General features: G+C 64.2%; 18 protein-coding genes. 12 read left to right on the forward strand and 6 right to left on the reverse strand.

Annotated elements, in window-relative coordinates:
- Window positions 1–127: 127 nt before the first annotated feature.
- A complete protein-coding gene (locus GHK24_RS10160) occupies window positions 128–601 on the forward strand; it encodes an Lrp/AsnC family transcriptional regulator (protein WP_153472771.1) in 474 nt (157 codons plus the stop codon).
- Here GHK24_RS10160 and GHK24_RS13825 read toward each other — a convergent pair.
- On the reverse strand, window positions 598–1,227 hold the full coding sequence (locus GHK24_RS13825) for a TetR family transcriptional regulator (RefSeq protein WP_153472772.1): 630 nt from the start codon (window positions 1,225–1,227) through the stop codon (window positions 598–600). The genes GHK24_RS10160 and GHK24_RS13825 overlap by 4 nt on opposite strands.
- Before the next feature lie 169 nt (window positions 1,228–1,396).
- Here GHK24_RS13825 and GHK24_RS10170 point away from each other — a divergent pair, with 169 nt between their 5' ends.
- Genes GHK24_RS10170 through GHK24_RS10180 form a run of 3 tightly spaced genes read left to right on the forward strand, consistent with a single transcriptional unit; the run spans window position 1,397 to window position 7,440 of the window.
- Window positions 1,397–2,728 carry an efflux RND transporter periplasmic adaptor subunit gene (locus tag GHK24_RS10170; protein ID WP_153472773.1) on the forward strand — a complete coding sequence of 444 codons (1,332 nt, stop codon included), beginning with the start codon at window positions 1,397–1,399 and terminating at the stop codon, window positions 2,726–2,728.
- A gap of 12 nt (window positions 2,729–2,740) precedes the next feature.
- On the forward strand, window positions 2,741–5,890 hold the full coding sequence (locus GHK24_RS10175) for an efflux RND transporter permease subunit (RefSeq protein ID WP_153472774.1): 3,150 nt from the start codon (window positions 2,741–2,743) through the stop codon (window positions 5,888–5,890).
- On the forward strand, window positions 5,887–7,440 hold the full coding sequence (locus tag GHK24_RS10180) for an efflux transporter outer membrane subunit (RefSeq protein ID WP_340666167.1): 1,554 nt from the start codon (window positions 5,887–5,889) through the stop codon (window positions 7,438–7,440). The genes GHK24_RS10175 and GHK24_RS10180 overlap by 4 nt, the downstream gene beginning before the upstream one ends.
- Before the next feature lie 174 nt (window positions 7,441–7,614).
- Here the strand turns inward: GHK24_RS10180 and GHK24_RS10185 are convergent, their stop codons facing one another.
- Window positions 7,615–9,264 carry an ABC-F family ATP-binding cassette domain-containing protein gene (locus tag GHK24_RS10185; RefSeq protein ID WP_153472775.1) on the reverse strand — a complete coding sequence of 550 codons (1,650 nt, stop codon included), beginning with the start codon at window positions 9,262–9,264 and terminating at the stop codon, window positions 7,615–7,617.
- A 243-nt stretch (window positions 9,265–9,507) separates the two neighbouring features.
- Between GHK24_RS10185 and GHK24_RS10190 the strand changes: the two genes are divergently transcribed.
- Window positions 9,508–10,323: a PEP-CTERM sorting domain-containing protein gene (locus tag GHK24_RS10190; protein ID WP_153472776.1), complete on the forward strand. Its 816-nt coding sequence runs from the start codon at window positions 9,508–9,510 to the stop codon at window positions 10,321–10,323.
- A gap of 92 nt (window positions 10,324–10,415) precedes the next feature.
- Here the strand turns inward: GHK24_RS10190 and GHK24_RS10195 are convergent, their stop codons facing one another.
- The gene (locus tag GHK24_RS10195) at window positions 10,416–10,784 is read right to left on the reverse strand and encodes a S4 domain-containing protein (RefSeq protein WP_167681999.1); all 369 of its coding nucleotides are present in this window, start codon (window positions 10,782–10,784) and stop codon (window positions 10,416–10,418) included.
- Between the two features lie 143 nt (window positions 10,785–10,927).
- On the opposite strand from GHK24_RS10195, the gene GHK24_RS10200 reads away from it, so the two are divergent.
- The 5 genes from GHK24_RS10200 to GHK24_RS10220 all read left to right on the forward strand — a co-directional run bounded on the left by GHK24_RS10200 (window position 10,928) and on the right by GHK24_RS10220 (window position 13,756).
- Complete coding sequence (locus GHK24_RS10200) at window positions 10,928–11,374, forward strand: PGDYG domain-containing protein (protein WP_153472778.1); 447 nt, start codon at window positions 10,928–10,930, stop codon at window positions 11,372–11,374.
- A 243-nt stretch (window positions 11,375–11,617) separates the two neighbouring features.
- Window positions 11,618–12,085 carry a MarR family winged helix-turn-helix transcriptional regulator gene (locus tag GHK24_RS10205; RefSeq protein ID WP_153472779.1) on the forward strand — a complete coding sequence of 156 codons (468 nt, stop codon included), beginning with the start codon at window positions 11,618–11,620 and terminating at the stop codon, window positions 12,083–12,085.
- Window positions 12,072–12,515: a hypothetical protein gene (locus GHK24_RS10210; RefSeq protein WP_209022639.1), complete on the forward strand. Its 444-nt coding sequence runs from the start codon at window positions 12,072–12,074 to the stop codon at window positions 12,513–12,515. Before GHK24_RS10205 ends, GHK24_RS10210 begins: the two co-directional genes overlap by 14 nt.
- Window positions 12,516–12,662: 147 nt before the next feature.
- The gene (locus tag GHK24_RS10215; protein ID WP_153472780.1) at window positions 12,663–13,100 is read left to right on the forward strand and encodes a cytochrome c; all 438 of its coding nucleotides are present in this window, start codon (window positions 12,663–12,665) and stop codon (window positions 13,098–13,100) included.
- Between the two features lie 5 nt (window positions 13,101–13,105).
- The gene (locus tag GHK24_RS10220; protein WP_153472781.1) at window positions 13,106–13,756 is read left to right on the forward strand and encodes a cytochrome b/b6 domain-containing protein; all 651 of its coding nucleotides are present in this window, start codon (window positions 13,106–13,108) and stop codon (window positions 13,754–13,756) included.
- Between the two features lie 302 nt (window positions 13,757–14,058).
- Here the strand turns inward: GHK24_RS10220 and GHK24_RS10225 are convergent, their stop codons facing one another.
- Together GHK24_RS10225 and mltA are read right to left on the reverse strand one after the other, a co-directional pair.
- Window positions 14,059–15,258, reverse strand: coding sequence for an ammonium transporter (locus tag GHK24_RS10225; RefSeq protein ID WP_153472782.1), 1,200 nt, complete (start codon window positions 15,256–15,258; stop codon window positions 14,059–14,061).
- Between the two features lie 172 nt (window positions 15,259–15,430).
- Window positions 15,431–16,819 (reverse strand): murein transglycosylase A, encoded by a 1,389-nt coding sequence (mltA, locus tag GHK24_RS10230; protein ID WP_153472783.1) that lies wholly within the window; start codon window positions 16,817–16,819, stop codon window positions 15,431–15,433.
- Window positions 16,820–16,881: 62 nt separating this feature from the next.
- On the opposite strand from mltA, the gene GHK24_RS10235 reads away from it, so the two are divergent.
- Both GHK24_RS10235 and GHK24_RS10240 read left to right on the forward strand, forming a co-directional pair.
- The gene (locus tag GHK24_RS10235; RefSeq protein WP_153472883.1) at window positions 16,882–17,799 is read left to right on the forward strand and encodes an ATP-binding protein; all 918 of its coding nucleotides are present in this window, start codon (window positions 16,882–16,884) and stop codon (window positions 17,797–17,799) included.
- Window positions 17,796–18,860: a Nudix family hydrolase gene (locus tag GHK24_RS10240; protein ID WP_153472784.1), complete on the forward strand. Its 1,065-nt coding sequence runs from the start codon at window positions 17,796–17,798 to the stop codon at window positions 18,858–18,860. The genes GHK24_RS10235 and GHK24_RS10240 overlap by 4 nt, the downstream gene beginning before the upstream one ends.
- A 7-nt stretch (window positions 18,861–18,867) precedes the next feature.
- Here the strand turns inward: GHK24_RS10240 and GHK24_RS10245 are convergent, their stop codons facing one another.
- Window positions 18,868–19,083, reverse strand: coding sequence for a DNA gyrase inhibitor YacG (locus GHK24_RS10245; protein ID WP_153472785.1), 216 nt, complete (start codon window positions 19,081–19,083; stop codon window positions 18,868–18,870).
- Between the last annotated feature and the right edge of the window lie 73 nt (window positions 19,084–19,156).

The following is a 19,156-nucleotide window of genomic DNA, read 5'->3' on the forward strand; positions in this document are numbered from 1 at the left end:
ATAGTGCGGAAGCGCCCGCAGGTGCTTGCGTATTCGATGCAAAAATTACCCTGAATCAGCAGATAATTGCCACGTTAAAATCTATATCAACATAAAATAGCCGCTAAAAAGAAAACGGGGCAATCACATGCAACTCGACCGCTACGACTTACAGATTCTGCATATCCTTCAGGAGGACGGCCGGATCAGCAATCAGGATCTCGCCGACCGCATCGGCCTGTCGCCGTCGCCGTGCCTGCGGCGGGTGCGCGCGCTGGAAGAGGCCGGCATCATTGCCGGCTACCGGGCGCAGATCAACGCCAAGGCACTCGGCCTGTCGCTGACGGCGCTAATCCATATTTCCATGGACCAGCACACGCCGGAGCGCTTCGCCTCCTTCGAGGCCGCCATCAGCACGATGCCCGAAGTGCTCGAATGCCTGCTGATCACCGGCCAGGACGCCGATTACCAGTTGAAGGTCGTCGTCCGTGACATGGAGGCGTACCAGGAACTGCTGCTCAACCGCATCAACCGCGCGCCCGGCGTGACGGGTGTGCATTCGAGCTTCGTCTTGCGGCGCGTCGTGCAGCAGCGTCGACTGCCGCTCGGCACTGCGTCTTAGGCGCGGGGAGGCGTAATGCGGCGCAGCGCGACGTGCGTGTGAATCATGTCTTCGACCTGATCGCGCCACTCCGTGCCCGGCGACGACGCCAGCCAGTTATTGAACAGACCGCGCACGAAAGAAACGCTGTCGAGCGCCATCGCATCGGGGTCAAGCTCGGGACGCATGATGCCCAGCGCCAGGGCCTGCTGATAGGCGGTCGTCAGTTTCGCCTGAAACTCGACGCAAGGCCTGTTGACCTCCTGTAGCACCGAAGCGAACTCGTCGACGTACTCGCAGCGGAACGACATGATCTCGTAAGTCTCGCGAGCCGCCGGACAGGTGCTCATGGTGCGGAAGAAATAGACCATCGACTGTTCGATGGCATCGAGCGGGTCGCCGCTCTCGTCGCCGAAGAGGAAAGCGTCGGCCCTGTCGATCACCGCCAGCGAGGTTTCGCGCATGGCAAAAAACAAGGCTGCCTTATCGGCAAAATGCCAATAGACTGCACCCCGTGTCACCCCCGCCGCCGCCGCGACCTTTTCCAGCGAAGTCCGGCTGACGCCGCATTGATGAAATGTTTTTCGCGCAGCCTCAATGATCTGCAGACGCGTCCGCTCCGCGTCTTCCTTCGTTCTCCTGACCATGGGTCTAGCCTCCTGCGACCACCGAATGCATTTTGTTACCCCTTTCACCGTACGCCGATGCGAACCGATGCCAACATGGCAGGTCTGCGTTACGCAATATGGCCGACTATTTACATACATTGTTGATTGTATATAATTCACCCCAGAAATGCCACCCAAGGAATTCTCCATGCCCCTTCGCACGCCCGCCCCGTCTGCACTTCGTGCCGATTCCCGCCCGTCTCTGACGCCTGACATGCCCGGACGTTTGCGTCCGCTGGCGCTCGCCGGTGCCGCCCTGATCGCGGCGCTGACCGCCGCCTGCTCAGGATCGAAAGCACCGGAGCAAAGCGGCCCGCCGCCCGCCATGCCGGTAACGGTTCTCGAAGCACAGCCGCAGCAACTGCCGGCCGTCATCGAACTGATGGCGCAAACCGAAGGCGCCAAGGAAACCGAAGTGCGCGCCCGTGTCGGCGGCATCCTGATCAAGCGCCTGTATCAGGAAGGCGCACTGGTCAAAGCCGGCCAGCCGCTCTTCCAGATCGACCCGGTGCCGTACCAGATCGCTCTCGCCGACGCGACCGCCAAGGCCGAGCAAACGGCGCGCGAAGAAGCCCGTCTCAAGGGCCTGTTGGCGCAACAAGCCGTCAGCCGCAAGGAATACGACGACGCCACCTCAAATAACGCCGTCGCACAGGCAGCGCTGCGTCAGGCGCAGCTCAATCTGTCGTGGACGACGGTAACGGCGCCGGTTTCCGGCGTCTCCGGCCGCGCCGCCAAGTCTGAAGGCAACCTCATCGCCGCCGGCGAAGGCGGTCTGCTGACCTCCGTCTATCAGTCCAACCCGATGTGGGTGAGCTTCGGCCTCTCGGAAAGCGACAGCGCCAAGCTGCCCGGTGGCGTGCTCAAGCCCGGCATGGTCTCGGGCGTCGAACTCATCCTGCCGGACGGCTCGACCTACACGCAGACCGGCAAGATCAACTTCCTCGCCAGCACCATCGACACCACCCTCGGCACGCAGCAACTGCGCGCCGAATTCCCGAACCCCGATGGCCGCCTGCTGCCGGGACAATTCGTGCGCGTCCGGCTGCTGAGCGGCATGCGCAACAACGTTTATCTCGTACCGCAAGCCGCCGTCGTGCAGACCGAACAGGGCAACCTCGTCATGGTCGCCGACGCCAACAACAAGGTCACGCCGCATCCGGTGCAGACCGCCGAATGGCGCGGCAAGGACTGGGTCGTCACCGGCGGCCTGCAACCGGGCGACAAGGTCATCGTCGACAACCTGATGAAGCTGCGTCCGGGCGCTGCCGTCCTGCCGCACCCGCCGCAAGCCCCCGGCGCACCGGGCGCACCCGGCGCCGCGCCGGCAGGCAAGGACACGCCGCCCGCCAAGGACGCCGCTCCAGCCAAAGAGGCTGCCAGCAAGGACGCCGCCGCCGAAAAGCCCGCGGCCGGCGACAAAGCCGCGCCGTCCGCTCCCGCCGCACAACCCGCCGCCACCCCGCCGGCCAAGGGCTAAGCGGAGGCTGCCATGTCACGATTCTTCATCAGCCGACCGATCTTCGCATCGGTCATCTCGATCGTCATCGTCATCGCCGGGCTGGTTGCCTCGCGTGTGCTGCCGATCGCCCAATACCCGCAGATCGCGCCGCCGACGGTGCTGATCACCGCCACCTATCCGGGCGCCTCAGCCGAAACGCTGGCCAAAACCGTCGCTGCGCCGATTGAGGAACAACTCAACGGCGTCGAAGGCCTGCTCTACTTCAACTCGTCGGCCTCCGCCAACGGCAGCGTGACGATCACCGCCACCTTCGAGGTCGGCACCAATGTCGACATGGCGTCGGTAAACGTCAACAACCGCGTCAAGGCGGCCGAACCGCGCCTGCCGGAGGAAGTGCGGCGTAACGGCGTCATCGTCCAGAAGCGCTCGACCGACATTCTGCAAGTGGTCTCGCTGCAATCGACCAACACGAAGTTCGGCACGCTCTTCCTATCCAACTACGCGAGCCTCAACATCGTCGATGAGTTGAAGCGGCTGAAGGGTGTCGGCGACGTCACCATCTTCGGCGCGCAAGACTACTCGATGCGCGTCTGGCTGCGCCCTGACCGCATGGCGCAACTGGGGATCACGACCACCGATATCGCCAATGCGATCAGCGCGCAAAACGCGCAGAACGCCGCCGGCAAGGTCGGCCAGGCACCGTCCTCCTCCGACCAGATGCTGGTCTACACCGTCACCGCCAAGGGCCGCCTGCTAACGCCGGAAGAATTCGGCAACATCGTCATCCGCAGCAGCGCCGACGGCGGCAAGTACGGCGGCGTGCTGCGCCTGAAGGATGTGGCGCGCGTCGAACTGGGCGCCTACAGCTACGACCAGACCGCCTCGCTCGACGGCAAGCCGACCATCGCCATGGGCGTCTTCCTGCAAACCGGCGCCAACGCGCTGGAGGTAGCCGAACTGGTGAAGTCGCGCATGAACGAGCTGCAAGGCAAGTTCCCCGAAGGCGTCAGCTACGTCATCCCCTTCGACACGACGCACTTCGTCTCGGCGTCGATTGAAGAAGTCGTGAAGACCCTCATCGAAGCGATGCTGATGGTGCTGCTCGTCGTCTTCGTCTTCCTGCAAAACTGGCGGGCGACGCTGATCCCGATGATCGCCGTGCCGATCTCGCTGATCGGCACCTTCGCCGGCCTCTATGTCTTCGGCTTCTCGATCAACACGCTGACGCTCTTCGCGCTGGTCCTGGCCATCGGCATCGTCGTCGATGACGCGATCATCATTCTCGAAAACGTCGAACGTCTGATGTCCGAGAAGAAACTCTCGCCCTTCGACGCCGCCGTCGAGGCCATGCGCGAAGTCACCGGCGCCATCGTCGCCATCGTTCTCGTGCTCTGCGCGGTGTTTGTCCCGGTCGCCTTCCTCGGCGGCATCGCCGGCAAGCTCTACCAGCAGTTCGCCGTCACCGTCGCCATCGCCGTCGTCATCTCCGGCACGGTTGCGCTGACGCTGACGCCGGCCCTGTGCGCGCTGCTGCTCAAGCCGACGCATACCGAGAGCAAGCTCTTTGCCCCGTTCAACCGCCTCTTCGGCGCCTTCACCCGCTCGTACACCCGTACAGTTGGTCGCGTGCTGCGCTTTGACCTCATCGGCGTCGTCGTTTTCGCCGGCATGGTCGGGCTGGGTGGCTACCTCATCAAAACCATCCCCGGCAGCTTCGTGCCGTCGGAAGACCAGGGCTACCTGATTTCCGCCCTGATGCTGCCGGACGGCGCGACGCTCAAGCGCACGCAGGACACCGGCGATCTGATGCGGCAAATGGTCAGCAAGAACAACGGCGTCGACCACACCATCATCATCTCCGGCTTCGACCTGATCGGTGGCGGCAACAAGACCAACGCCGGCACGATCTTCATGCCGCTGAAAGACTGGAGCGAACGTAAGGACGCCCCGGCGGAATCGCTCGCCAAGCAGTTCTCCGGCGCCGGCTTCATGCTGCCGGACGGCCTCGCCCTCGTCTTCAACCCGCCGCCCATCATGGGTCTCGGTAGCGCGGGCGGTTTCGAGGTCTACGTGCAGAACCGCGTCGATGGCGACGCCAAGAAGCTCAACGAAGTGGTGCAGGGTCTCATCGCCGCGCTCAAGGAGCGCAAGGAACTGACCGGCATCAATACGTTCTTCCGGCCGACCATCCCGCAACTCTTCGTCGAAGTCGACGAGCCGAAGGCGCTGTCGCTCGGCGTCAGCCTGTCCGACGTCTATACGACGCTGCAAAGCACGATGGGTGCGCTCTACGTCAATGACTTCAACAAGGCCGGTCGCGTCTATCGCGTGCAGTTGCAGGCCGAACCGCGCTTCCGTCAGACGCCGGACGACATCGGCAAGGTTTACGTGCGCAGCGCGACGACCAACGCGATGATCCCGATCTCGGCCTTTGCACGCGTCAAGAACGTCGTCGGCCCGGAACAGGTGGAACGCTTCAACGGCTTCATCGCCGCCAAGATCCTCGGCAATACCGCGCCCGGCATCAGCTCCGGCGACGCCATCCGCATCGTCGAAGAAACCGCCAAGGCGACGCTGCCGAGCGGCTACGACATTGCCTGGACCGGTCAGGCGTATCAGGAAAAGCGCTCGTCCGGCTCCTCGGCACAAGCCTTCGGTTTCGCCATCATCATGGTCTTCCTGATCCTCGCCGCGCAGTACGAGAAGTGGACGCTGCCAATCGCCGTCATCATGGCCGTGCCTTTCGCGCTCTTTGGCGCGCTGGCGGCGATCTGGATTCGTGGCATGCCGAACGACATCTACTTCCAGATCGGTCTGGTGGTGCTGATCGGGCTAGCCTCAAAGAACGCCATCCTGATCGTCGAATTCGCCGCGCAGAAATACGCGGAAGGGATGAGCAGCATCGACGCGGCCATCGAAGCGGCACGCCTGCGCTTCCGCCCCATTGTCATGACCTCGCTGGCCTTCGCCTTCGGCGTCTTCCCGCTGGTCAAGGCCAGCGGTGCCGGCGCCGCGGCGCGGCAATCGATGGGCACCGGCGTCTTCGGCGGCATGCTCGCGGCCACCTTCATCGCCACCCTGTTCATCCCGCTCTTCTTCAAGTGGCTCGAACGCGGCAAGCGCAACCTGCCCGCCGGCCACACCCATCACAGCGACGCCGAAACGGAGAAGCACGCGTGAACGCCCGGATCACTCCCACCCCCACCCTGCTGGCTTCCCTGATCGCGCTGGCGCTCGCCGGCTGCGCGGTCGGCCCGGACTACCACCGCCCGTCCGCCACGCTGCCGGAATCCTTCGGCGAGGCCGGCGCGACGGCAGCGGCGAACGACGGCAACGCCAGCGCCGCAACCGCACCCGCCGCAAGCACTGCCAACCCGGCCAGCAGCACCGCGGAGAGCAGCAAAGCCACGGCGGCCACCGCCGCCCCGGCCGCCGACAACACCGCCGCCGCCAGCCAGAGCATTCGCAAGGACTGGTGGACGCTGTTTGGTGACGACACGCTCAACCAGCTCGTCACACAGGCGCAAGCAAGCAATCAGGACCTGCGACTCGCCGTCGCCCGCGTCGAGGAGGCCGAGGGCCTGCTGCGCGAAGTCGGCGCGGCGCAGTTTCCGTCGGTCAACGCGCAGGCCGGCAGCAGCCGCACGCAGGTCAGCAACGCCGATTACACGGTCATGCCGCCGCGCCAGCGCGATCTGCGCACGGCAGGCCTCAGCACCTCCTTCGAGATCGACCTCTGGGGCCGGCTGCGCCGCGCCACCGAGGCCGCCCGCGCGCAGGCGCTGTCGTCCCGTTACGCACGCGACACCGTCGAGCTGTCGGTCGCCGGTCTGGTCAGCACGGCCTACCTGTCGCTGCGCGCTTACGATGCGGAAATCATCGCCACCGACGAGAGCCGGACGAGCCGCAAGGACTCGCTGCGCATCGCCAACAGCCGCTTTGAAGGCGGTCTCGCCTCGGCGCTCGACGTCGCGCAAGCCGAAGGCGCACTGGCCGCTGCCGACGCGCAACTGGCCAGCCTGCGCCAGCAGCGCGCCCTGATGCAAAACCAGCTGGCGCTGCTCACCGGCCAACCGGGCCTCACCATCGCGCCGGGCGACCTGCGACAACTGCCGCTGCCGCCGCTGCCGCCAGCCGGCTTGCCGTCGTCGCTGATCGAGGGCCGGCCGGATGTGCGTCAGGCCGAAGAAACGCTCGTCGCCGCCAACGCCAAGATCGGCGTCGCCAAAGCCGCTTTCTTCCCGCAACTGGACCTGACCGGCACGCTCGGCAGCGAAAGCTCGGCGATGAAGAAGCTCTTCACCTCGCCCGCTGGCGTCTGGTCGCTCGGTCTGAACGCCAGCATGCCGGTCTTCGACATGGGCGCCACTGCGGCGCGGGTCGATCAAGCCAGCGCGCAGCAGAAGCAGGCGCTCGCCAGCTACCAGAAAGCCGTGCAGACGGCCTTCAAGGAGGTCATGGACGCGCTCGTCACCCTGCGTGAAACCGGCGAAAGCGAACGCGCCCAGGCACAGCGTGTCGATGCGACGACGCGGGCGCAGCGCATCGCGCAGGCGCGTTACGAAGCCGGCTACTCGGGCTTCCTCGACGTGCTCGACGCGCAGCGCAGCGCCAACGACGCGCTGGTCAGCTACGTCGACACGCGTCAGGCGCGTCTGGCAGCGGTCGTCGCCCTCTTCAAGGCACTCGGCGGCGGCTGGCAGGACAACTCGCCGCGCGCGAAGGACTGAGCAACCTCCGGGCAGGCGCAGTCACTCGATCCCAGTCCCTTCTGCCCAAAACGCGAAGGCGACGCAGCGGCGAGAGCGACGCACCGAAAAAGGCGGCAATCCAATCCCGCCCAAAGATGCACCAGCCGCAGGCCGGCGCCCGACATCGGACGCCGGCCTTTTTTTATCGGTGCCTTATTCGCGCGCGCGACGGGCTTCGTCGAGCAGGAAGCGCTGATAGTCGTCGAGGTCGCCGTCGAACGGCGCGACGCTGCCGTGCGCCACCAGCCAGAACTCGTCGCAGACGGCACGCAGCAGCGCGCGGTCGTGGCTGACCAGCATGACCGTTCCCTCGAATTCGTTGAGGGCAACGCCCAGCGCCTCGCGGGTGGCGAGGTCGAGGTGGTTGGTCGGCTCATCGAGCAGCAGGAGGTTCGGGCGCTGCCAGACGATCATGCACAGCACCAGACGCGCCTTCTCGCCGCCGCTCATCGTGCCGACCGGCTGCTTGACCATCTCGCCGCTGAAATTGAAGGTGCCGAGGAAGTTGCGCAGATCCTGCTCACGCCCCGCCACGTAGCCGCTCTTGCCAGCCGCGATGACTTCCTTGGCGAGCCGGATCATGTGTTCGAGCGGCGTGTCGTGCGGACGCAGCACGTCGAGTTCCTGCTGCGCGAAGTAGCCGATGTTAAGGCCGCGCCCTTCGGTGAACTCGCCAGCAAGCGGCGCCAGATCGCGGGCGATGGTCTTCACCAGCGTCGACTTGCCCTGCCCGTTGGCGCCGAGGATGCCAATGCGCTGGCCGGCGTGCACCGAGCGATGGATGTGGCGCACGATCACCGCCGGCGCCGTCCCGGCGGGCGACTCTTCCGGCGGCGGATAGCCGATGCTGACATCGCTCAGGGAGAGCATCGGGTTGGGCAGATTGAGTGGCTCCTGAAACTCGAAGGTGAATTCCGCATCGGCCAGTACCGGCGCGATCTTCTCCATGCGCTCCAGCGCCTTGACCCGGCTTTGCGCCTGCTTCGCCTTGCTCGCCTTGGCCTTGAAGCGGTCGATGAACTTCTGCAAATGGGCGATCTTTTCCTGCTGCCGCGCCAGCGCCGACTGTTGCAGCAGCATCTGCTCGGCGCGCATGTCTTCAAAAGCGCTGTAGTTGCCGCCGTAGCGCACGACCTTGGCGTTATCGATATGCAGCGTCACCTGCGTCACCGCGTCGAGAAACTCGCGGTCGTGGCTGATGATGATCAGCGTGCCGGCGTAACGCTTGAGCCAGGCTTCCAGCCACACCAGTGCGTCGAGGTCGAGGTGGTTGGTCGGCTCATCGAGCAGCAACAGGTCGGACGGACACATCAGCGCCCGCGCCAGCTGCAGGCGCATGCGCCAGCCGCCGGAAAAGCTGTTGACCGGCTGCGTCAGCTGATCGACGCGAAAGCCCAGCCCAAGGATCAAGGCCTGCGCCCGCGCCTCGGCGTCATGCGCGCCAGCGTCGCTCAAGGCCATGTAGGCGTGCGCCATGCGCATGCCGTCGTCGCTGGCTTCGGCTGCCGTCACTTCCTCTTGCGCCGCCTGCAGCACGGTATCGCCTTCGATGACGAACTCGGTCGCGCTCTGGCTGGTTTCCGGCATGTCCTGCGCCACCTGCGCCATGCGCCATTGGCGAGGGATCGAACACTCGCCGGCGTCTTCGTGCAGGCTGCCGTTGAGCAGCGCGAACAGGGTCGATTTACCGGCGCCATTGCGGCCGACCAGCCCGACTTTTTCGCCGGGATTGAGGGAAACGGAGGCGTTGTCCAGCAGCACCTTGGCGCTGCGGCGCAAGGTGACATTCTTGAGCGTAATCATGGGGCGCAATCGGGGAGCGGTGGCGCATGATAGCCAAGCCGGCGCCGCGCCGAGGATTATTTGCATCGACAGCCACCCGCGCCGGCCGTTTCGATGGCCGCGCCAAGGCGGCTGGCACGTTCAGACTATGCCGAAGGCGCTCGGCCTACGCCCCGCAACCGCACTCGATGCGCGCCATGCAACACGCCGCCGCGATGATGCCGATGGCAAATCTTCCATCCCTCTTTTCGCGGAGCCCTCCCGATGCGTATTGCCCGACACCTGCCTCTCGCGCTCCTGCTGAGCTTCGGCAGCGCCTGCGCCAGCGCTGCCTTGAACGTCGACAGCAGCCACTACGCCTACAGCACCACCTTCGACAGCCTGAGCGCCAGCGGCAGCAGCACATGGACGAACGACCGCACCCTCGCCGGCTGGTCGCTCTTCGACAAAAACCTCGCCGCCATTGGCAGCTACGCGGCGGGCGACGGCAGCAGCAACGCCGGCAGCTTCTACAGCTACGGCAGCATCGGATTGAGCGACCGTGCCCTCGGCGGCCTCGGCTCGGGCAGCGCCTACTTCGGCGCCCCCGCCAGCGGCGAAGTGGCGGGCTGGATCGCCGTCGCCTTCAACAATGCCAGTGGCGGCGCCCTGAGCGGCTTCACGCTGCGCTTTGACGGCGAGCAATGGCGGAATGGCGGCAACCGCAGCGGGCAGACGATGAAGCTGGAGTACGGCTTTGGCAGCCGTTTCGATCGCGTCGACCAATGGATCGCGCCGGGAGCCCGCTTCGACTGGACATCCCCCGTCACCGGCTCGACGGCGGCGAGCGTCGACGGCAACACGCGGGGCCGCGTCGCCGATCTGGGCGGCACGATCACTACCGCGTGGGCGGCCGACGAGACGCTGTGGATTCGCTGGACCGAACGCAACGATGTCGGCAACGACCACGGCCTCGCCATCGATAATGTTCGCCTGAGCGTCACCTCGCCGGTGCCGGAACCCGACACCTACGCCCTGCTGCTGGCGGGTCTTGGCCTGCTCGGCAGCATCACCCTACGCCGGCAGGCTCCGGCGAACTAAGCCGCGAAGCCGCGCCGTCGCGCGTAGCGCTGCGCCCACGCTCTCGGTCGCGGGTGCAGCGATCGCCCCCGCCCCGCCCGCCGTGCGCCCCCTCAACCCTCGCGGAAGCGGCTCAGCTGACGGCGGTCGCGCTTGGTCGGCCGGCCTTTGGCTTCTGCCAGCGGCTGCGGGTCGAGTGCCCGCAGCGCGGCGGCCTCGGCACGCCGGCGTGCGCTCTCCGGGGTTTCTGCGTACAGCAGTCGCGCTTCGGAGGCCGGGCGCCGCTGCTCGTTGAAACCCGCCACCACGACCTCGATGGCGGATTCTTCGAGGCGAATATGCAGCAGATCGCCAACCTTGAGCGCCTTCGCCGGCTTGACGGCGATGCCGCCGACTTTCACCTTGCCCCCGTCAACCGCGTCGCTCGCCAGGCGACGCGTCTTGAAAAACCGGGCACACCACAACCATTTATCCAGACGCACTGATTCCTCACTCCATTCGCCAACGCGCACGGGCAGCTAACGCTCGCGCTGCCAACTCGCGCCACGCCGATTAGACTAGCACCTCACGCCGCGCCATGCCGACGACGGCGACACGCCCATTCGACTTCCGCTCAGGAACCCGCATGCTCCACTTCTCTCGCATCGATCTCTCCTGCGACCCACTGGCCGGGCGCTATGTCAAAGAAGAAATCGTCAGCGTCGCCTTCGCCCGCGAAGCCGGTGAGCTGATCAGCCTCGAAGGGCCGAACCGCTACGCCCCCGGCGACGCGATCATCACCGGCTCGACCGGCAGCCGCTGGGTCGTCTCGCACGACCGCTTCGTCCTGAAATACGACCCCGTCGCGCCGCTACAGGCCGGCAAAGACGGCGCCTACCGGGCGAAGCCCGTTCCCGTCTTTGCCCGGCAAATTCACGAGCCGTTCAGCATCGCCCGCTCGGCCGGAGGCGACGTGCTGCAAGGCAAGGCGCAGGACTGGCTGCTGCAATACGCCCCCGGCGACTACGGCCTCGCCGAAAACCAGCGCTTCGTGCAGGTTTACCGGCGGCTTCCGGAGAGTGATGGGGTGTAAAACGCCACGCCGCTATGTCAATCTGCGCTCGGAATTGGAGAAGGAAGAGATAGGCGGACGGCAGAACAGCCATTCGAGTGGTGACGGGCTGCAATCGGCATCATAGGGGGCGTTCATATGCTTACCGTTCTCGCTTGCCTAGCATCGGTACATCTAAGAAGTTGCCTAGCCAAAAGAACGTTGACAACCAGTTACCAATATTGGAAACTGGTTGTCAGTTAATTCCTTGGCGAGATACTTTCGATGCAAACAGAAATTTCCCGGCTCGTGTCACAGACCGTTGTCGCGCTTTTCCAGGCAAACGGCAAAATGCTGGAATGGGGTGACGCATTCACCACACCCTACGGCCTGACCAGCGCACGCTGGCAGATCCTTGGTGCAATTGCGTGGGCTGGACAAAAACAGACTGCACCACAAATTGCCGAGCAAATGGGTGTTTCGCGGCAAGGCGCTCAGAAGCAGCTCAATCTTCTTGCCGAAGCTGGGATGATTGAGAAGTTCCCCAACCCTTCCCATCAACGCTCACCGCATTACTGCCTGACCGAGAAAGGCTGCGCGCTTTTCGAGCGCGTTAACCAAGCGTGGCAGTTACACGCAGCCAAGACCGGGGAAGCATTCTCCGCCCAGGACCTGGAAACCACGCTTCGTACCTTGGACCTGATTTCTCAGCTTCACGGGGTGTCTGTGCAAGGAGAGCATGATGAAACGTAATGTTCACGCTGTTGCGGGCGTATTTTCCTTCCTCTTCATCGCGACGTTCTGGACATCGACCGTGGTTGCCGAACTGTTCCTCGACCATAGCGCGGTAACCAGCGTAAAAGTTGCGATTACCTATGCATTTATCGCATTCGTTCCCTGCATGGCCATTACCGGTGCAACCGGATTTTTCATGGGCGGAAAGAGCACTTTCCCTACCCTGATCGCTAAACGTCGTCGTATGCCCATCATCGGCGCCAATGGCCTATTGGTGCTAATTCCGGCGGCCATCTTTCTCAGCATCAAGGCTCAGTCGGGGGAGTTCGACGGCTCATTCTACACCGTACAGGTTGTGGAGTTGCTTGCTGGCGCAACAAATCTCACGCTGATAGGGATGAATATTCATGATGGACGTCAGATGAGCAGGCGACATCAAAATATCTAGCCCATAACTTTCGAGGCTTATAACTCAGCATAAGCCTCTCTAATCCCTTCCGACAGAGAATTCATATCGAAAACGCCTTCGGCGTTTTCGATAGGCAACTCGCGCCTAAAATTTTCGATATGAAATCTTTATTCAATCGAGGCAATCATGACCCAAAATCATCTAATCGCCCTAGTACTCAGCGGCTTCATCATCTCAACGGCGGGCGCCAGCGACGTTATCTCCGAGCGAGAGCAAGGCTTCAAAGGTAGTAAGCGGGCAGTTGCAAATATCAAAGACGCTCTTGCCGAGGGTGACATGATCACCATCGCCACTTCGGCTAAGTCGGTGGCTGATTTTGCTGTGCGTATTCCGGCCCTCTTTCCAGCGGGGAGTAAGGGCGGATTTTTTTCTGCCGCCAAGGAGGACATCTGGCGCAACTTCCCGGACTTCGTCCAGAAGTCGAAGAGTTTTCAAGCAGACGCACAGGCACTTGCAGCGCTGGCTGCAGCTCCGTCTCCTGACAAGGCAGCGGTGAACGCAGCTTTTGCCAAAGTAACGGATGATTGCAAGACCTGCCATCAGACTTACAAGAAGGGTTGGTAAGCGCAATGAGTCAGGCCAAGCACCTCATTCGCATTTGGGATTTGCCGACACGGCTTTTCCATTGGGGTTTAGTGCTTCTCGTTGGCCTCGTGTTTTTGAGTGCTTCACTTGGAGCACTCGACATCCATGAAATTGCTGGAGAGGGTGTTTTGGCCTTGGTGCTCTTCCGTCTGGCTTGGGGCGTGCACGGAAGTCAAACGGCGCGATTTAGTGATTTTCTTGGTGGCTTCGCCGCCATACAGAAATACCTTGTGCATCGGGAATCAAAGTCGGCCGGCCATAACCCGTTGGGCGGATGGATGGCAGTTGCGATGCTGGCGATACTTCTAGTTCAGGCCATTACCGGACTGATAGCGAACGATGGCATTTTTTTCCAAGGGCCACTAGCTCATCGGACTAGTGGAATTATTTCAGATGCAGCCACTGCTGTTCATCATCAGCTGGCGAACCTGCTGGCTACCCTAATTGTTATCCATGTCACCGCAATTTTGCTTTATTTTTTCGTCGGCAAAGAAAACCTGCTGATGCCGATGCTTAGCGGCAAAAAACTGGTGACAACTTCGGTGAATTCAATTCATTTTAGTAGTTCGATTTCGGCAGCAAAAATTTTGTGCGTCGTTATTTTGGCAATCGTAATACTGCTAGCAGTTTTGTGACACCGGAGCCCCCCATCTCTAAATTGCGCAGCTATTTTTTGAGGGGATGCCGTGGTAAGGAAGGCTGCCTGATTAAACCTACAAGGTGAAGGTCTGCTTACGGTCGAAAACAGACCTTCCGCCCACTCGGCCTTGAAGCAGCGGATGATTACGCATGCCGGCCAAAACCGACTGGTAAGCCAACGACAGCGCCGAGCGAGCTGCGCAAGGCAAAAAAAGCCCGGCAATCGCCGGGCTTTGTCATCCAGTATCCGCAAGACGCTATTCCCGCCCGCCAGAGCTTAGTCGTTCCGCACACCAAACTACCAACTCGTCTCCCGCTCCGCCGTGGCGCCGATTTTGTGGATGGAGAGGTCGGCCCCCTCGAATTCCTGCTCCTGATCGAGGCGCAGGCCAACGAGCGTCTTGATCAGGCCATAGACGGCGGCGCCGCCCGCGAGCGCGACGACGATGGCGAGGCCGGTGAGGAGGAGTTGCGAGATGAGCGACACGCCGCCCGCGCCGCCAAGCCGCGGATCGCCGAAGATGCCGGCGGCGACACCGCCCCAGGCGCCGCAGAGTCCGTGCAGCGGCCAGACGCCGAGCACGTCGTCGATCTTCCAGCGGTTTTGCGTCTGCGTGAACATGTAGACGAAGAGGCCGCCGGCGACGCCGCCGACGATCAGGGCGCCAATCGGGTGCATGACGTCCGAGCCAGCACAGACGGCGACCAGCCCGGCGAGCGGGCCGTTGTGCACGAAGCCGGGGTCGTTTCGGCCAACGAAGAGGGCGACAAGCGTGCCGCCGACCATCGCCATCAGCGAGTTGAGCGCGACAAGGCCCGATATCTTGTCGAGCGTCTGCGCGCTCATGACGTTAAAGCCGAACCAACCGACCGTGAGAATCCACGCACCAAGGGCGAGAAAAGGGATCGATGACGGCGGATGCGCCGAGATGCCGTTGCGCGTGTAGCGCCCGTGCCGCGCACCGAGCAGCAGCACCGCCGCCAGCGCGATCCAGCCGCCCATCGCGTGCACCACCACCGAGCCGGCGAAATCATGGAATTCGGCGCCAAAGCTCGCCTTCAGCCAGGCCTGAATGCCGAAGGCCTGATTCCAGGCGATGCTCTCGAAGAAGGGATAGACGAAGCCGACGAGCAGGAAGGTCGCCGCCAGCTGCGGATGAAAGCGCGCACGCTCGGCGATGCCGCCGGAGATGATCGCCGGGATGGCCGCGGCGAAGGTGAGCAGGAAGAAGAACTTGGTCAGCTCGTAACCGTTCTTCGCCATCAGCGTTTCGGCGCCGGAGAAGAAATTGATACCGTACGCGACGCTGTAGCCGATGAAAAAATAGGCAATCGTCGAGACAGAGAAATCGGCGAGGATTTTGACGAGCGCGTTGACCTGATTCTTCTTGCGCACGGTGCCGAGTTCGAGAAAGGCGAAGCCGGCGTGCATGGCCAGCACCATGATGCCGCCGAGCAGGATGAAGAGGACGTCGCCGCTAGTGTTCAGCGCTTCCATGGCGCCTCCGGGTAAAAAGTTGGGAGGCGTTTAGCAAAACGCGTTCCCGCCCGTTTCCCCCAGCACAACAATGACTTGCCTTTGGCATCGGGTGCGGCGCGCACCAAGAAGCAGCTTTTTCATGCACCACAGCACTGCTTTGGTGCGACGCGCACCGAAATGTCGAGCCGACCTATTTTGGGGCGATCCCCGGCGGCAGGAGCACCCACAGGCGACCACTCTGCTTCATGCGCCCCGCCAGCGTGCCCGCCTCGGCGCCGAAGCCCCAGAAGAAATCCGCCCGCGCCGGCCCGCGAATGGCGCCGCCGGTATCCTGCGCCATGACCAGACGGTTCATCGGCGCCGACGAGTTCGGCTGCGTCGTCGCCACGAAAACGGGGGCGCCGAGCGCGGTGAAGCGCGGGTCGATGGCGATGCTGCGCCCCGGCGTCAGCGGCACGCCGAGCGCCCCCGGCGGGCCTTCGTCGGCGTTGCTGCTGCGCGGCAACTCGCGGAAGAAGACGTAGCTCGGGTTGTTGTTGAGCAACTCCGTCACTTTGTCCGGGTGCGCCCGCGCCCAGGCCTGAATGCCCTGCATCGACGCCTGTTCGAGCTTGAGTTCGCCGCGCTCGACCAGGAGGCGGCCAATCGACTGGTACGGGTAGCCGTTCTGGTCGGCGTAGCCAACGCGCATCAGCGTGCCATCCGGCAGGCGCACGCGCCCCGATCCCTGAATCTGCAGGAAGAAAAGCTCGACCGGGTCATCCACCCACACCAGCACGCGGTCGGCGTATTCCTCTTCGCGCGCGGTGATTTCAGCGCGCGAGTAATACGGCACCAGCCGCTTGCCAACGAGACGGCCGCGCAGGCGCAGGTTTTTCACCTCCGGCACGACATCGCCGAGATCGACGGTGATCAGATCATCCGGCGGCGCGAGCACCGGGAAGCGGATTTTTTTCTTGCCACGCGTACGGCCGCCGGTCAGCAGCGGCTCGTAGTAGCCGGTGATCAGCGCATTGGTGCCGCCATCGGGATTCGTCAGCAGATACGGCTCGAAGCGCGATTCAAAAAAACGCCGCAAGCTCGCCGCATCGTGCCGGGTGAGCGCCTGCGCTTCGTCGCACGCCGGCCGCCACAGCGGCCACTGCGCCGCTGCCCCCTTCGCCGCCAAGGCGCGGCAGGAGGCGAGAAAGCCCGGCCAGGCGGCGCTCACGTCGTCATCCTTCCAGCCCGGCAGATCGGCCCAGCGTGCCAGCTGAAGTGGCTTTGCCGCCGGAGAAGGCGCCGTGGGTGCCGCCGGTGCAGCGGTGCACACCGGACAGACGGGGCAAGCCGCCGCAGCCGTACACGCAGCGGGCGACTCGCCGCCCAGCCGCATCGCTGATGTCGCCACTCCGCCCGGAGCGGACGAGGAAGATGGCAGCGTCGGCTGCGGCCCGACACAGGCGCCCAGCAGCAGCGTGGCCGCCAGCACTGCCTGCGCAGCACTCAGGCGGGACGCGCCGTGCACGCCGGCTGAGCACACGGCGGGTGCAGCGTCGCAGGCGCGTCGCCGCGGTGTCGGCGTTTGGAAATTGACCATGGTTTGGCTAGAGTGGCGAGTCTTCATTCGTCCGAGTATACCGTCTCCCCATGAGCGATCCGATGCAGCAACTGGCGAGCCTGCTCGCCCGCGCCGAGCAATTGCTGGTCCGCCTGGAACCCCTGCTGCCCGCCGCCGCGCCGGCGCCGGACTGGGAAAATGCCGTCGCCTTCCGCTGGCGGCGCGATCCGGGCAAGGCCGTCGGCGCCTTGCGTGCCGTGCATCAGGCGCCATCGATCCGGCTCGCCGACCTGTGCGACATCGACGAACAAAAAGCCCGTCTCGATGCCAACACCCGGCAATTCCTCGCCGGCCGCCCCGCCAATAACGTCCTCCTCACCGGCGCACGCGGCTGCGGCAAATCTTCGCTGATCAAGGCGCTACTCAACGCCTACGCGGCGCAAGGGCTGCGCCTGATCGAAGTCGACAAGAGCGACCTGACCGACCTGCCGGATATCGTCGAGCAGATCGCCGGTCGCCCCGAACATTTCATCGTCTTTTGTGACGACCTCTCGTTCGACGAAGGTGACGCCGGCTACAAGGCGCTCAAGGTCGCCCTCGACGGCTCACTGGCTGCGCCGCCGGAAAACGTGCTGATCTACGCCACCTCCAACCGCCGCCACCTGATGCCGGAGTACCACGCGGAAAACCTCGAAAACCTGCGCGTCGGCGACGAAATTCACCCCGGCGAAGCCATCGAGGAAAAAGTCTCGCTCTCCGACCGCTTCGGCATCTGGCTCTCCTTCTACCCCTTCGATCAGGACGCCTACCTCGATATCGTCGCCCACTGGCTGCGCCACTTCGGCTGCGACGCGCAGGAAATCGCCCGCGCCGAACGGCCGGCACTCAACTGGTCGCTGAGCCGGGGCGCCCGCAGCGGCCGGGTCGCCTGGCAATTCGCCCGCGACTGGGCCGGGCAAAAGGCGCCCGAAGCCTCGCCAAAACCCGCGCAACGCGCCAGCAAGGGCAAAAAACGATGAGTACCGAAAACCGCGACAGCGCCGCTGCCGGCGCGACAGTTCCCCCCGTCGTCGAAGTCGCCGCCGCCGTCATTCTGGAGAACCTCGCGAGCGCCCCCGGCGGGCAACGTTTCATGCTCGCGCAACGTCCTCCCGGCAAGGTTTTCGCGGGCTATTGGGAATTCCCCGGCGGCAAGGTCGAGGCCGGCGAAACGGCGCGGCAGGCGCTCGACCGCGAATTGACTGAAGAGCTTGGTGTCAGCGTCACGGCCGCAACGCCCTGGCTCTGCCGCGAATTCGTCTATCCGCACGCGACGGTGCGCCTGCATTTTTTCCGGGTGACGGCCTGGGCGGGCGAGATTCGCCCGATTGAACACAGCGGCTTTGCCTGGCTCACACCGGGCGAGCCGTCGCCGGTCAGCCCGATCCTGCCGGCCAACGGCCCGATCCTGCGCGCGCTGGAGCTACCGACGCACTGCTTCATCACCCACGCCGAAGCAAGCGGCGCCGACGCCGAACTGGCGCGGCTGGCGCGGGCATTAGCGGCTTACGCCATTCCGCTCACTCCTCTCACCCCGGCCGCTGACTCTCCCGCAGCAGCTTCGCCCAGCGAGCGCCGGCTGCTGATTCAGGTGCGCGACAAATCTCTGCCCGCCGCCGAACGGCAGCGCTTCGCGGCAGCGGTCGTGGCACTGGCCCGCCGTTACGCCCATGTGATCGTCCTCGTCAACGACGATGTCGAGCTGGCGCGCACGGTCGCCGCCGATGGCGTGCATCTGCCCGCCGCACGCCTTGCGCAGAGCGAGGCGCGTCCTGATCTAGCCTGGGTCGGCGCCTCCTGCCACAACGCCGAAGAACTGGCGCGTGCAGCCACGCTGGGCTGCGATTTCGTCATGCTCGGCCCGGTGTTGGCGACACCGAGCCACCCCGAGCAAGGAGGAATCGGTTGGGAAGGTTTCGCCCGGCTGGCCGCCACCTCTGCGCTACCGGTATTCGCCTTGGGCGGCATGCGCCCGGAACTCGCCGCGACGGCGACGGCACACGGCGCGCACGGTATCGCGCTCTTGCGCGGCTGGCCCTAAACGGTCATCAGTCGGCGGACGGCGGCGTGAGTTCGCCGTCCGGGCCGTCGACCTCCTGCACGGGAACGCGATACGACTCCGACGCCCAGGCGCCCAAGTCGACCATCCGGCAACGCTCACTGCAAAAAGGCCGGAAGCGGTTCGCCAGGCTCCACTCGGCCTCCTCGCCGCACTGCGGACAGCGCACGCGGCGCACGCTGGACGTCGGCTCCGGCGCGCTCATCGTGCCATGCCCCACGTGGAGGCGCTGGCGGAGAGGCCGGAGCGCGAAGGGAAAAATGTAGTCATGCGCGTCG

The organism is Rhodocyclus gracilis (genome assembly GCF_009617575.1).
GTDB lineage: Bacteria > Pseudomonadota > Gammaproteobacteria > Burkholderiales > Rhodocyclaceae > Rhodocyclus > Rhodocyclus gracilis.